Annotated in this window: 8 protein-coding genes; 7 read left to right on the plus strand and 1 reads right to left on the minus strand. The window is 42.0% G+C overall.

Features of this window, described 5'->3' with window-relative positions:
• The first annotated feature begins 86 nt into the window (after window positions 1-86).
• Entirely contained in the window at window positions 87-1,412 is a 1,326-nt protein-coding gene (locus BK582_RS15080; RefSeq protein ID WP_078595831.1) for a S8 family peptidase, read from the plus strand.
• A 636-nt stretch (window positions 1,413-2,048) separates the two neighbouring features.
• Entirely contained in the window at window positions 2,049-3,272 is a 1,224-nt protein-coding gene (locus tag BK582_RS15085) for an IS110 family RNA-guided transposase (RefSeq protein ID WP_078593298.1), read from the plus strand.
• A gap of 638 nt (window positions 3,273-3,910) precedes the next feature.
• Here BK582_RS15085 and pulA read toward each other — a convergent pair.
• Complete coding sequence (gene pulA / locus BK582_RS15095) at window positions 3,911-6,031, minus strand: type I pullulanase (RefSeq protein ID WP_078598047.1); 2,121 nt, start codon at window positions 6,029-6,031, stop codon at window positions 3,911-3,913.
• A gap of 549 nt (window positions 6,032-6,580) precedes the next feature.
• On the opposite strand from pulA, the gene glgB reads away from it, so the two are divergent.
• The 5 genes from glgB to BK582_RS15120 all read left to right on the plus strand — a co-directional run bounded on the left by glgB (window position 6,581) and on the right by BK582_RS15120 (window position 14,996).
• Window positions 6,581-8,503, plus strand: coding sequence for a 1,4-alpha-glucan branching protein GlgB (gene glgB / locus BK582_RS15100; RefSeq protein ID WP_078595833.1), 1,923 nt, complete (start codon window positions 6,581-6,583; stop codon window positions 8,501-8,503).
• A complete protein-coding gene (locus tag BK582_RS15105) occupies window positions 8,504-9,652 on the plus strand; it encodes a glucose-1-phosphate adenylyltransferase (RefSeq protein WP_078595834.1) in 1,149 nt (382 codons plus the stop codon). It begins immediately after the preceding gene.
• A gap of 343 nt (window positions 9,653-9,995) precedes the next feature.
• Window positions 9,996-11,102, plus strand: coding sequence for a glucose-1-phosphate adenylyltransferase subunit GlgD (glgD, locus tag BK582_RS15110; protein ID WP_078595835.1), 1,107 nt, complete (start codon window positions 9,996-9,998; stop codon window positions 11,100-11,102).
• A gap of 23 nt (window positions 11,103-11,125) precedes the next feature.
• The gene (gene glgA / locus BK582_RS15115; RefSeq protein ID WP_078595836.1) at window positions 11,126-12,550 is read left to right on the plus strand and encodes a glycogen synthase GlgA; all 1,425 of its coding nucleotides are present in this window, start codon (window positions 11,126-11,128) and stop codon (window positions 12,548-12,550) included.
• Window positions 12,551-12,563: 13 nt separating this feature from the next.
• Window positions 12,564-14,996 carry a glycogen/starch/alpha-glucan phosphorylase gene (locus BK582_RS15120; RefSeq protein WP_078595837.1) on the plus strand — a complete coding sequence of 811 codons (2,433 nt, stop codon included), beginning with the start codon at window positions 12,564-12,566 and terminating at the stop codon, window positions 14,994-14,996.
• Window positions 14,997-15,045: the final 49 nt, after the last annotated feature.

The following is a 15,045-nucleotide window of genomic DNA, read 5'->3' on the forward strand; positions in this document are numbered from 1 at the left end:
TTTTCCTTGCATGTGGACAGTCACCGTTTCAATAGTCTGCCAGTCCTCATACCTTATCGTAGATTACAAATAAGGAGGACAGGCAAATGCTTGGTTTTTCAATGATTCAGGTGGTAAGGAAGCATGCTCATAAAATAGACAGAGCGCTCCGGGGGGAAGTACTTAATCTGTATAAACCTTTCAGGTGGACCCCTTGTTTCCTGCATAATATGGCGGAAAGGATGATTAAAAGTACGAAGAAGCTTCCAGTGATAGTGAAATTCAGAAAAGGCTGTTTTGAAGCGGGCTGTGAAGAGATTAACAGAATTTTTTCAGATAAATTCAGATGCAGCCTTAAAAAACAGTTTCGCCTTGTTTCATGCTGCAGTGCGGAGGTGACTCCGGCAGCACTTGAAGAGATACTGGAAAGCTGCAGCCATGTTGAAAAGATATATTTGAACAGGAAAGTAGAGGCGTTTCTTAACACAGCAGTCCCTGCTGCAAATGCAGATAATATTGTAAGAAATGGAACGAGGCTGACAGGTAAAGGAGTTACCATAGCCATTATTGATACTGGCTTATATCCTCATCCTGATTTTAACGGCAGAATTACCGGATTTGTGGATTTCATAAACGGGAGATCGGAGCCTTATGATGATAATGGACATGGTACCCATTGTGCCGGAGATGCAGCCGGGGATGGGTTTGCTTCCGGAGGAAATTACCGGGGTCCTGCACCTGAAGCGAATCTGATTGGCGTGAAGGTGCTGAATAAAATGGGAGCAGGTTCTCTCGATACAGTAATGGAAGGGGTGCATTGGTGTATCGAGTATAACGAACAAAATGAATCAGAAAAGATCGATATTATTAATCTTTCACTAGGCAGTCCTGCTCAGAGGCATGAAAAGGAGACAGATGATCCAATGGTGCATATCGTGGAGGAAGCCTGGAAAAGAGGTATTGTTGTCTGTGCTGCTGCAGGTAACTCCGGTCCTGAACCACAAACAATTGCGAGCCCGGGTATCAGTAAAAAGATTATTACAGTAGGAGCTTTAGATGACAAAGGAACAGTGGACAGAGCTGATGACGAAGCAGCGGGCTTTTCAAGCAGGGGGCCGACAATCTATGGAAAGACAAAACCTGATATTCTTGCCCCGGGCGTAAATATCATTGCTGCAAGATCACCTGGTTCTTATATTGATAAGTCTTCAAAAGGAAGCAGAGTGGGAGCAGAATATATTTCTTTATCAGGCACCTCTATGGCAACACCTGTATGCGCTGGAATTGTGGCTTTAATGCTGCAGCACAATCCTCAGTTAACACCGAAAAGAATAAAAAGGCGACTGAGAAAAGGTACTGTGTTATGGAATGACAGGGATCCTGATATTTACGGTGCAGGTTATATTAACGGAGAGAATTCGGTACCCAACTAATGAACAGACGACAGGGAGATTCGGCTGGGTGTGTTTTCCTCAAAGTTCCGTTTCGATCCCTGGTTGAGATGAAACTCACTCGATTTTAAAATAATCAGCAAAAAATTAAACGGAGATTTTCCGTTTATATGCAGAATGGAGTCCATCGCGGGCTGAAATAAGAGGAGGTTTGACCGTTTAGCAAAGCAAAAACTCCCATTTTCGAACTTTTCGAGTTAATAGGCGGAATCTCTCCGTCTATTTCAGCGTTAATTTATAGTAACTATGATTTAAGCGGAATCCTTCCGTCTAATAATTGAATCGGTTGCTTAAGCTAAACGCCCACCCGAAAAGTACAAAACAGTTTGTTCATGGATGGGGATTTCGCAGAAAATCTGATTAATAAAGAAAAACATACTAACATTAGTAGCACAGACCAAGGCCATGGTCTGTGCTACTATTTTTTTATAGTAGAAGTGAAGAAAGGCCGGACAGCCTCTGGGACCAAGATAAGAGTCCGTATCAAAAAACCGGCCAACTTCACACCCTTGTTTGAATCAGTTTAGTATGTTGGGTCCAAGAGATCGTGTATAAGAAAATGGAATCAATAAGGCGCTGTGAAGACTTCTATGATTGGCTAAAAAGGAGAAGGTTCGTTTGAAGCATGTCATCGCACTTGATGTCAGTAAAGGAAAAAGTACTTTTGCTATTTATGACCGGTATAAACAATGTGAATTGGAAGGGGAATTAACTCATACTCGGATTGATTTTGAACGGCTTCATCACAGAATTGAAGAAATGACGGTTTTGGATAAACAAGCCCCCGAAATTGTGTTTGAAGCAACAGGTATTTACTCAAAACCACTGGAAAAGTTCCTGGCGACTAAAGGCCATACATACTGCCGTATGAATCCATTGGAAGCGAATTTACAAATGGCTAAGATGCGTCGTCATAAAACAGATATTAGCGATGCCCACGAGCTTGCGAAAACACACTTTAGTATGGCTCGCGAAGCGACATACCAACAAGATGACTACTTTGAACAAATGCGGGCGATTACACGTTACTATGATGAAATTGATGAAGAGATGATCCTCTTACGCAGTAGAATGCATGCGATTTTACATCTATCATTTCCGGAATTGGAACAGCTCATTACACCAAGTTCCGCGTTATTTTTAAATCTCGTACAGCTCTATCCCCATTCGGCACAATTACGAGCACTTTCAAAAACGATTATTAAAAACCGTTTGAAAGAGAACACCCGAAAGAATTTATCTTTAAAACGCGCAGAGGAGAAAGCCATTGTATTATTGAAAGCTGCCGAAAATTCGTATCCAGCTATTGATCCGTCGGACATTCGTTGTGATCAAGCAAGGGATTATGCTCGACGTATTGCGGATTTGATGGAGAAAAAGGTTCAGCTCGTCAAACAAATGGTAACTATCTCAGAAGGGAGAAAAGAATATAAGGTCTTGCGTTCATTTCCAGGAATCGGAGATTCAACAGCGTGTCGACTGATTGGCGAACTAGGGGATATCCGCCGTTTTAAAAACGCCAAACAGTTAAACGCTTACGCGGGCATTGATATCATGCGCTATCAATCCGGTAATATGCAATATCGTGATCGAATAAATAAAAGAGGTAATAAGAAGCTGCGGAAAATTTTATTTTTTATGATTTGTTCAATGCTTATGGCAAAAGGAAAACCTAATCACTTCGTGGACTATTATTACAAATTAAAAAAGCAACCTCAGAGTAAGCCTCATAAGGTCGCTGTTGTGGCGTGTATGAATAAGTTCCTGAAAGTGACGTTTCAACTTATCACACACGGCATATTGTACGATTATGAGTCCGCACTACCAGCTCAAAGATCGTAACGAAGTTTGATTCAACTATAGCACATTGACCTTTCGAAAAACAGGAAAGCGTAAGGTCTTTTTGTGATACAAAAACTTGGGTGTAGGAGGACGGGGTCCCCCTTCCTCCTACACCCAAAAATGAAATGTAAAAGAAATTAACAAAAATGCGTTGACTAAAGGTAAGAAAGAGGCTGGGACAGAAATAAGTATTTAATATGAAAAAAAACGAATGATGAACTCATTTAGCGTAGGAAATATACGACTGTCTCTTCCTCTGTGAGCATTGCTTTGAAGCGTATCCGTCGAGACAAATCGAAGCATTTACTGGGAAGCTCATGCTCTTTCCTGCGGGAATAGCATGAGCAGAAGACCCCGCAGGTTGGTTTTTACCGAGGAGGCTGTCTCTTCCTCTTCCAGATTAGCTCCGGAGGATATACGTCGAGACAAATCGGAGCATTCGCGGAGAAGTAACCCTCTTTGAGGCCATGCCCGCGACGCGAAGTATATTTCCGGAGCGAGGTCTATGCTACTCTTCTGATTCTCATTCGTTTTTTCTTTTGTTGTATATACTTTGGTCCCAGCCACAATTCTTGTATCTTTTAATAGAAAAGCACCCGATAACGTAACCCTTAAGGCGTTTCCCGCTCTGCAAATCATTATCTTCCCTTTTTCATTACTGTTAATTCGTAAGGTTCGAGAAAAGTGAATTCCCCCGTTACTTCTTTCCCGTCTACCTCACTATTGCCGGGAAATTCATTTGTTGCCATAACCCGCCATTTCCCAGGGGATGGGAGATGAAGCTCAAATCTCCTTTTCGTTGGATTTACATAAATGACAAAATCCTCACGGTCACCGAACAGGGCAAAGCCGAAAACAGGCGCTGGAGTCTGAAGGATGTGAAGGCGTCTCCGTACTTCCTCTTTTGAGGTAAGGCGGAAAACACTGTATTGTTTCCTTACGCTAATAAGATTTCTTATAAAGTGAATATTCTCTTCCTCTGTCTCTCTTATCGTCCAGTCAAGCTGATTGATCGTATCCCCAGAGAGGTAACTGTTGCCGTCTCCTTGCTTTGAACGGAACCATTCCTGGCCTGCATGAATGAAGGGCACGCCCTGACTTAGCAAGGTGATGCCTGTTGCGAGCTGGTGAATTTTCTTCCTGTCTGTGTCGCTTTCCTCTTCATTTGTTTTAAGCAGGCGGTCCCATAAAGTATGGTTATCATGGCATTCTGTGTAATTGATTGTCTGAGTTATATCAGAAACAACAGGATGGCCGAATTCTTCCAGACTGCATCCGGAGACGAGATGGGGCAGCCGTTCGATAAACCGGCCTTTACCGTTCGAATAGCCTGTATCATGCATATTAAACAAACTTCCCTTAAGAGTGTCTCTGAAAAAGTCATTAAAAAACATTATTCCCGGAAGTTTATGAGAATGGTTTGTAACAGCTTTACGATCTGCAGGCAGGGCAGTATATAAATCCCACCCTTCGCCTAAAACAATGATTTTCACATTTTCCTGGTCGCATCGCTTTCGAACCTGTTTCATTGTTTCTATATCGAGGATCCCCATTAAATCAAACCGGAAGCCATCCACCTTAAATTCTGTCAGCCAGTAATCTACAGATTCAATGATAAACTTTCGGCCCATAGTCTTTTCTGAAGAGAAGTCATTCCCAACTCCCGTTCCATTGCTCAGTGTTCCGTCTTCATGGTAACGAAAATAATAGCCTGGCACCAGCTTTTGAAAAGCGGATTCCTCAATTTTATAAACGTGATTGAAAACAACATCAAGGATGACGCTCAGTCCTTCCTGGTGAAAGGCGTTGATCATAGTTTTACATTCTGTAATTCTGGCTGCCGGATCCCCGGGTGAAAGGGAATAGCTTCCTTCAGGCACCTGGAAAAACAGGGGATCGTATCCCCAGTTATAGTCTTTTTCCGGATCAAGCTCATCAACCCGGGCAAAATCATTGATTGGAAGCAGCTGAACATGAGTACAGCCAAGTTCTTTAATATAACTGATACCAGTAGAAAAACCGTTGTTTGTCTTTGTATTCCGTTCTGTGAGACCGGAGAATTTTCCTTTGTGCTTCATACCGCTTTCTCTATGGCTTGTGGCATCACGTACATGCAATTCATAGATGACAGCGTCCGTAACTTCATTTAAGGAGGGTCGCTTGCTGTCAGGCAGCCAGCTGATGCTTACTTTCTCCTGGTCAATTACTACTGATTTAGTACTGTTTGGCAGCAGAGACTTTGCATATGGGTCGTTAACTAACTCTGTCTTACCGTTAACTGTAACTTCATATTGGTAAGCTGAACCATGCCAGTATCCAGGAACCGTGCACTCCCAGACCCCATTTTTTTGTCGATTCATTGAGTAGTTAACATTATTCAAATATAATTCTATCTCTGTGGCTGTGGGGGCCCAGACTGCGAAGGTTGTTTCTTCTTTCCCGCATAGCGCGCCAAGTTTTTCGTCAGTGGCCGCATAATGAGTATCAAACCAGTCAGTGCGAACTATCGCGCCGGCATATACAGGAAAAACATCTCCGGCCAAATGCAGCTCAAGCCTCTCTCCCACAGGAAGTTCCTGGGTGGATGAGAAAAATAATTTATTATCGTCAGTCACTTCTGAAATCGAAACAGAAATAACAGATTCATCCATTATTTTTTTAATAAAGGGTTGAGTCTCAGCATGAAGCAGATGTGCAACATCATTATATGTTAAACTCAAAATATTTTTATCCTCGATCCAGGCTACATGATTTTCCACAAGAGCAACCCCTTTGAAGTTTTCTATTTTATTTATTGTATGCAAAAACTGTTGAGGACGGCTTTTGATTAGTTCCCTGAAATAAAAAATCAACAAAAATATTGGGAACTGTCCGTTCCTCCAATTATATACAGGATGCAAAAAAATGTATATAAATACAATGTTATTTTAGTATAATTTGTTCGACAAATGTCCCTATCTTAAGCTATTTTTCAGATGAATTTGTTGAAAGATTCTTTTACAAACATAAAGAAATATACACTGAAATCGTCTATAATAACGAGTAAATGTTAAGGGATGCACAAAGGGATTAAGTAGAAAAAATAGAATGTTAGTTTTTTCGTTCACTAATTTGTTGAAATATTATTTAATAATTCTGCATTATGTAAAAGTTAATCTCTATAATTAGCTTTAAACCAGATTTTGAAAGCAAAAAAACTACATAAAAGTTTACCCTCCAGGTATTTCCTGACGGAGGTCTGACATTACTGTTCAGAATCTTCTGTCTTATTTCCTGACTTCGTTTTTGTTCTGAAAGGAGTAGTATGCATGCTGTATAACATCACAGAAGAAGAAGTTTATTTATTCCACCAGGGAACCAATTATCACAGCTACCAGCTGCTTGGCTGCCACAAGATTGAGTGGAACGGAGAAACTGGCCTCCGCTTCGCCGTCTGGGCTCCAAATGCAAGTGAAGTACTGGTTGCGGGAGAATTTAACAACTGGGATGGATCTTTTTATAAATTAACAAGGCTTACAAAGGAAGGATTATGGGCTGGTTTTTTTACCGGCATCTCCGGAAAAGAGTCGTACAAATATGAAATAAAGACGACAGATGGACGGACTTTGTTAAAGTCCGACCCTTATGCCTCTCAATGGGAGTTAAGGCCGGCAACCGCTTCATTGACGCCGGGGGAAGAAGAATACAAATGGTCGGACAGTGTCTGGCAAAAAGCGAAAAGCAGGTATGTTCCCTATGAATCTCCTGTTTCTATTTACGAAGTCCACTTAGGATCGTGGAAGAAAAAGGAGGATGGGGAGTTTCTGTCCTACCGTGAACTTGCAGATGAATTAATACCTTACGTTAAATCTCTCGGTTACACCCATATTGAACTGCTTCCACTTGCAGAACATCCTCTGGATATATCCTGGGGGTATCAGATAACCGGGTATTTTGCTGTGACATCAAGGTACGGCAGCAGGGAAGACCTTAAATACTTTGTGGACCAGTGCCACCTTGAAAATATCGGTGTCATTATGGACTGGGTCCCTGGGCATTTTTGCAAGGATGAATTTGCCCTAAGAGAATTTGACGGCAAACCACTATATGAATACACAGATCCGAGAAAATCTGAAAAAAGGACGTGGGGAACGCTCACTTTCGATTTCGGCCGCCCTGAGGTTCAAAGCTTTCTCATATCAAATGCTCTTTACTGGCTGGAGGAATATCACATAGACGGTCTGCGCGTTGATGCTGTTGCCAGCATGCTTTCGTTAAATTTTGATAAGCATGATGATGAGGAAAAAATCACTAATTCCTTTGGGGGAGATGAAAACCTCGAAGCTCACGCGTTTATCAGAAAGCTTAATAAAGTTGTGTTTGAATACGAGCCGAATGCCCTGATGATGGCGGAAGACAGCTCAGACCTGCCTCTTGTTACCTCTCCGGTTTACACCGGGGGACTGGGGTTTAATTTCAAATGGAATATGGGCTGGATGAACGACATGCTGAAATATATGAAGTATGATCCGGTGCACAGAAAATGGCATCACAATTTGATTACCTTTTCATTCATGTATACCAATTCAGAGAACTTTCTGCTTCCATTATCCCACGATGAAGTTGTCCACGGAAAAAAGTCCCTCCTTGATAAAATGCCTGGGGATCAATGGCAGCAGTTTGCGAACCTCAGGCTTTTGTATGGATATATGTACACTCATCCCGGTAAAAAGCTGCTGTTTATGGGCGGGGAGCTGGCACAGTATGCGGAGTGGAAAGATAAAGAGCAGCTCGACTGGCATTTGCTTCAATATCCGTTTCATAAAGGAATCTTTGATTATGTAAAATCATTAAATTATTTTTACCGGGAAAACGGTGAACTTTACGAACTTGATCACGAACCGGAAGGCTTTCAATGGATTGATCCCCATAATATTGACCAGAGCGTCATTGCTTTCAGGAGGCGGGGCAAAAGACCAGGTGATGAATTAATTGTCGTCTGTAATTTCACTCCGAACGTGTATTTCAATTATAAAGTCGGTGTTCCTGAGCCAGGAATTTATAAGGAAGTATTTAATTCGGATTCCTCCGAATACGGAGGGTCCGGCCAAATAAATGAAGGAGAACATTTTAGTTTTCCGGAGAAATGGCATGGGCTGCATCAGCATATAAAGCTCAAAGTCCCGCCACTGGCAATCTCGATTTTTAAAAAAGAGGAAACGACTTCTCGCCTTAAGGAGGCTGGTGAATAAATGAAAAAAGAATGTGTAGGGATGCTGTTAGCTGGAGGAGAAGGAAAACGCCTTGGTGCATTAACAAAAAATCTGGCAAAGCCTGCAGTTCATTTCGGAGGAAAATACAGAATTATTGACTTCACACTGAGCAATTGTACGAATTCAGGAATTCATACCGTTGGCGTTCTGACCCAGTATTCTCCGCTGGAATTAAACAAACATATTGGAATAGGAAAACCATGGGACCTTGACAGGCAGACAGACGGTGTAACGATTTTATCTCCATACACTGCTAAAGACGGAGGAAGCTGGTATTCCGGAACTGCGGATGCTATCTATCAGAACACACACTATATCGACCAGTATGATCCGGAATATGTGCTTGTAATTTCCGGAGACCATATTTATCACATGGATTACAAAAAGCTTTTACAGCACCATAAAGAGTCAGAGGCTGACGCTACTATTTCGGTAATGTCTGTACCATGGGAGGAAGCTTCGCGCTTCGGAATTTTAAACACGACGGAAGATCTAAGAATCTATGAATTTGATGAGAAACCGGCAAACCCAAAAAGTAATCTTGCTTCAATGGGTATCTATATTTTTACCTGGGATAAACTGAAGCGCTATTTAAAAGAAGATGCTGTAAACAGCAGGTCCAGCCATGATTTCGGGAAAGATATCATCCCGGCGATGCTCTACGATGATCTCAAACTTTACGCTTACAAATTTAATGGCTACTGGAAAGATGTGGGGACAGTACAAAGCTACTGGGAAGCAAACATGGACCTTCTTGACGAGGATCTGAGCCTTTCTCTGAACAATAAGAACTGGCGGATGTATTCCAACGATTCTAACTTCCCGCCACAGTTCATCGGGGAAAGCGCCATCGTTAAACACTCTCTCATAAATTCAGGATGCTGGGTGTGCGGAACGGTGGAAAGCTCTATTTTATTCAGGAATGTAACGGTTCACCGGGGAAGCACAATCTATCAGTCTATCCTTCACCCTGGAGTAAAGGTTGGTAAACACTGTACGCTCGAGCGGGTCATCGTGAAGGAGAATACAGAGATACCTGTAGGAACCCATATACGCTCAAACCCAGATGAAGAACCACTGATCATTGACGAAGAAAAATTAGCAGAAATACTTTATCAGAAAAAATAGGCTCTGTTAAGGACATATACTGTTCTATTAGAAATGGTGATTGTAGCTACAGGTACGAGACGCCTTCGGAAATAGCATTAGCTACGAGCGAAGCACCATGAAAACACTACGAGTTGTCTCGACGCATGCAGCTTCGGAGTGATGCTCTAAGAGGAAGAGACAGAAGTCTCTACATAAGGCAGCTGTTTCTTCCTCTGCCAGCTTAGCTTCGTAGAATATCCGTCGAAACAAATCGACGAGTATCGGCGAAGTAACGCTCTTTGAAGCAATGCCCGAGGCAAGCGAGTGTCCTGAAGCGAAAATCATCATAATTTTACAAAGCCAATAATAAAGGAGGATCCCGATGAAATCAATGATGGGTCTTATTAACCTAGAACACGAGCACCACTTTTTTCACGAACTGACATATTTCCGTACCGGAGCATCAATACCTTTCGCCGGCCGCTACCGGCTGATTGATTTTGCCTTATCAAACATGGTCAATTCCAGAATTCAGGAAGTCGCTATATTTACGAGAAACAAATACCGGTCTCTCATGGACCATCTCGGAACAGGAGAGAACTGGGAGCTGGACAGAAGAAACGGAGGTTTGTTTATCCTTCCCCCGGACTGGAACGATCCGTCGGACATCTCAAAGGGCGACCTGAAGCACTTTCATAATAACAGAGATTACTTTAACAGAAGTAAATCTTCTTATGTCCTTGTGAGCGGCAGCCAATTTATTGCGAATACAGATTATAAAGAGGCTTTTCAGTTTCATCTGGATCGCAATGCTGATGTAACCCTTGTTTCTACAGAGGTAAAGACACTGCTCCCTGAGCATGATTCGTGCCTGAAACTTTCGGCAGACGGGGATGGGTGGGTTACAGAGATTACAAATGATAAGAAAAATAACCTTACCTATACCGGAGTGTATATTTTAAGCAAGGACCTCCTGATGGAGCTTGTCGATGACTGTATCGCCCATCATAAGGACCACTTTTTTATCCATGGTATAAAAGAAAAGCTTGGGGAATTAAATATTCAGACTTACAAATATGAAGGTTACAGTGCGTTCATTAACTCCATTGAAAGCTATTACCGGCATAATATGAATCTGCTGAATGAGGAAGAGTATATTGACCTCTTTTATAAAGAGCCTTTTATCCGTACGAAAATCAGTAATCAGCCTCCTGCCAAGTACAGGTTCGAATCGAGTGTGAAAAAGTCCATTCTCGCTAACGGCTGTATTATTGACGGAAACGTTGAAGGGAGCATTCTATTCCGAGGAGTAGAAGTGAAAGAAGGAGCCACTGTAAAAAATTCGATCATAATGCAGCGGTGCGTCATTGAGCCTGGAGTCCATCTGGAGAATGTCATCCTTGATAAGGATGTTCATGTAAAAGGAGACCAGAGATTCATAGGTTCTAAAGATAAGCCGTATGTTGTGGCAAAGCGGCAGGTAATCTGAACAGCTGAAGGGAGAGAACTAAAGTGAAGAATATATTACACGTAGCTTCAGAATGCACACCATTTATCAAAACTGGAGGACTTGCAGATGTCATCGGCTCTCTTCCTCAGGCATTAAAAAAGAATGAACGGATGGACACCCGGGTCATTCTTCCTCTTTACGATGAAATACCGGAAAAATTCCGGGAACAGATGGAGTATAAATCCTCCTTTGATGTGCCTCTTGGATGGCGAAACCAGGAAGCAAGCCTTTTTACATTGGAACATAATAATATTTTATATTATTTCATTTCCAACGATTATTATTTCACCCGTAAAGGGGTATATGGTTATTACGACGACGGGGAGCGCTTCGTTTTTTTCAGCAGGGCAGTGATTGAAGCACTTCCTCATCTTGATTTTGAACCAGACGTGCTGCACGCCCATGACTGGCAGACTGGAATGGTAGTAGCACTTGCAAAAATAATGCAGCCGGTTGAAAACCTAAAAACTGTATTTACGATCCATAATATTAAGTACCAGGGTGTTATGCCCCTTGGGACATTTGATGATTTCTTTAATTTGTCCGAAGAGCATATTGGGGGCATGGAATGGAACGGCATGCTGAATTGCATGAAAAGCGGACTTTACCATGCAGATAAAATAACAACAGTGAGCCCAAGCTATGCGGAAGAAATTAAAGATCCGTATTTCGGAGAAGGCCTTCATCCAGTGCTTCAGGAAAGGGCGATTGATTTAACCGGAGTGCTTAACGGTATTGACACGGATGATTATAATCCGATGAAAGATCCTTATATCCCGGTTCACTACCGTTCTTCCAGAGGCAAGAAAAAGGAAAATAAACTGGCGGTCCAGCAGAAACTGGGACTGCCTGAGAATGGGGAAACCCCAGTATATATAATTATCACAAGACTTGTTGAGCAAAAAGGGCTTCACCTTGTCCAGCATATCCTTAATGAGTTTCTCATCGAGGATGTACAGCTCATCATTCTCGGAACAGGTGACGAGGAGTTTGAAACCTACTTTTCAGATGCCTCAAACCGTTACCAGGGCAAACTGGTCACCATGCTTACGTTTGACGAGGGTCTGGCCCGTCAGCTTTATGCAAGTGCAGACTTTTTCGTTATGCCGTCTAAATTTGAACCATGCGGCCTGTCTCAGCTTATTGCCCTGCAGTATAAGGCTGCACCGATCGTCAGGGAAACAGGCGGCCTGAAGGATACTGTCATTCCTTATAATGAAATCACCGGAGAAGGGAACGGCTTCAGTTTCAGTAATTATAATGCCCACGAACTTCTGGAAGTGCTGCGTTATTCTCTTGAAATTTACAATACACCAGAGCACTGGCATCAGCTGCTGAAAAACATTAATAAAAGCCAGTTCAGCTGGAAGGATTCTGCAAGGGACTATGCTTCCATTTATTCAGAATTAACAACAATTTATGCATAGGAGGTAGGATCCCTTGACCCAATTCACATTCACCGCTGAAGAATTTACGGATCGAATAACGAATAAGCTGAAGGTGCAAAAAGGAAAAACGTTAACGGATGCATCAAAGAAAGATTTATATTATGCTGTATCATCGATTGTTAACGAAGAATTGATGCCTCTCTGGCTGGAGACACAAAATAAATATAAAGAAAAAAACTGTAAGCAGATTTATTATTTATCTATGGAGTTTCTGGTAGGTACTATGCTCGAGAACAATCTGATGAACTGCGGTATGCTCGATGCGGCTAACAGTTCTCTGAAGGAACTCGGTTACGAACCTGAAGAAATATACTCTCAGGAACATGATGCTGGTCTTGGCAACGGAGGTCTCGGCCGTCTTGCAGCATGTTTCCTTGATTCTATGGCTTCCCTGAAGTATCCGGGCCACGGCTTTGGCATCAGATATAAATATGGATTATTTGAACAGCGCATTATCCATGGTAATCAGATTGAACTCCCTGATTACTGGCTGAAAGATGAATATCCATGGGAAAACCGAAAAGAGGAAGAAGCAGTATGCATCCATTTTCGCGGGGATGTACATATGTTCAAGAAAAATGACGGCAGCCTGGAATTTAAATATGAAAATACAGATAAAGTAATGGCGGTTCCGTATGATATCCCGGTCGCCGGTTACAAGAACAAAGTGGTTAATACGCTCCGTCTCTGGAATGCGGAAGCGCCTTTTAATAATACTGATTATTCTGCTGGTAAATCACAGTATTACCGGGATCTTGACCATAAGCATTCTATTGAACAAATCAGCGGTTTTTTATATCCAGACGATTCTAACTACGAGGGGAAAGAACTCAGGTTGAAGCAGCAGTATTTCCTTGTTTCTTCCAGCATCCAGAACATTATCCGGAATTTCAAAAAGAATTCAAGAAAGTCTATCAGGCACCTCCCTGAAAAAGTTGTCATTCAGATTAATGATACTCATCCGAGCCTTGCAGTCCCGGAACTAATGAGAATCCTTATGGATGAAGAACGCCTTGGCTGGGATGATGCCTGGAATATCACTACAAAAGTGATGGCTTACACAAACCATACTACATTAAGTGAAGCCCTTGAAAAATGGCCGGTACAAATGCTTCAGCATCTATTACCGCGTATTTACATGATTATCGATGAGATTAACGAGCGTTTTTGCAAGGGAATCTGGTTTGATCATGAGGGATTAAGGGATAAAATACCTGAACTGGCGGTAATAGCGGATGACCAGGTCCATATGGCAAGACTCGCTATTGTAGGGAGCTTCAGTGTAAACGGGGTCGCACGGCTTCATACGGATATATTAAAAAAGAAGGAAATGAAGGATTTTTACGCGTTATTTCCGGACCGGTTCAATAACAAAACAAATGGGATTACTCACAGAAGATGGCTTTTGCAGGCGAATCCAAATTTAGCAAGCCTGATTACCGAAGTTATCGGCAGCCAGTGGATTCAGCGTCCAAACCAGCTGATAAGCCTTCTTCGTTATTCAAAGGACCGACCATTTCTCGAAAAAGCAGATAAAGTAAAACACGAAAATAAAAGAGCACTTGCTAATTTTATTCATGACCGTACCGGGATCCTGGTGGACGATCAGTCGATCTTCGATGTTCAGATTAAACGGCTTCATGAATATAAGCGGCAGCTCCTGAACATTTTCCACGTTATTTACTTATATAATGAGCTAAAGGATAATCCCGGGCTTGATATTACTCCGAGGACCTTTATTTTTGGCGCTAAAGCAGCTCCAGGCTACTACATGGCAAAAGAAGTAATCAAGCTGATTAATAAAGCTGCTTCCATTATTAATTACGACAAAGACATTAATGGAAAATTAAAAGTTGTTTTCCTTGAAAACTATAATGTGAGCCTTGCTGAAAAGATTATCCCGGCTGCTGATATAAGTGAGCAGATTTCTACGGCAAGTAAAGAAGCATCCGGGACAGGTAATATGAAAATGATGATGAACGGTGCGTTAACAGTGGGTACCCTTGATGGAGCGAATATTGAGATCCGGGACCTGGTAGGGGACCGTAATATCTTTATTTTCGGCCTTACAGCTGATGAAGTTCTTAGTTATTATAATCATGGCGGTTATGATGCTACAGCAGTATATAATACGGACGACAGAATAAAGCGGATTATGGACCAGCTGAATGAGGGAGGCTTTGGTTCCCAGGAGATTGAGTTTAAAGATATTTATTATCACATTCTGTACCATAATGATCCTTATTTTGTTCTGAAGGACTTCGATTCTTATATTGAAACACATGAACTTGTGGAACAGGCATACAGAGACAGACTCACATGGCTGAATATGAGTGTCACGAATGTCGCTTACTCCGGAAAGTTTTCCAGTGACAGGACGATTCAGGAGTATGCAGAAGAAATCTGGAAATTGAATAAAGTGTAAAGGAAGTACCCGCAAATTTAATTTTTGCGGGTATTTTTTCTGTTTTTGG

Source organism: Evansella clarkii (genome assembly GCF_002019695.1).
Taxonomy (GTDB): Bacteria; Bacillota; Bacilli; order Bacillales; family Salisediminibacteriaceae; genus Evansella; species Evansella clarkii.

What these genes read in the sequence shown, in the direction of transcription:
- BK582_RS15080 (WP_078595831.1), top strand. Translation starts at nt 87, where the DNA reads ATGCTTGGTTTTTCAATGATTCAGGTGGTAAGGAAGCATGCTCATAAA.
- glgB (WP_078595833.1), top strand. Translation starts at nt 6,581, where the DNA reads ATGCTGTATAACATCACAGAAGAAGAAGTTTATTTATTCCACCAGGGA.
- BK582_RS15105 (WP_078595834.1), top strand. Translation starts at nt 8,504, where the DNA reads ATGAAAAAAGAATGTGTAGGGATGCTGTTAGCTGGAGGAGAAGGAAAA.
- glgD (WP_078595835.1), top strand. Translation starts at nt 9,996, where the DNA reads ATGAAATCAATGATGGGTCTTATTAACCTAGAACACGAGCACCACTTT.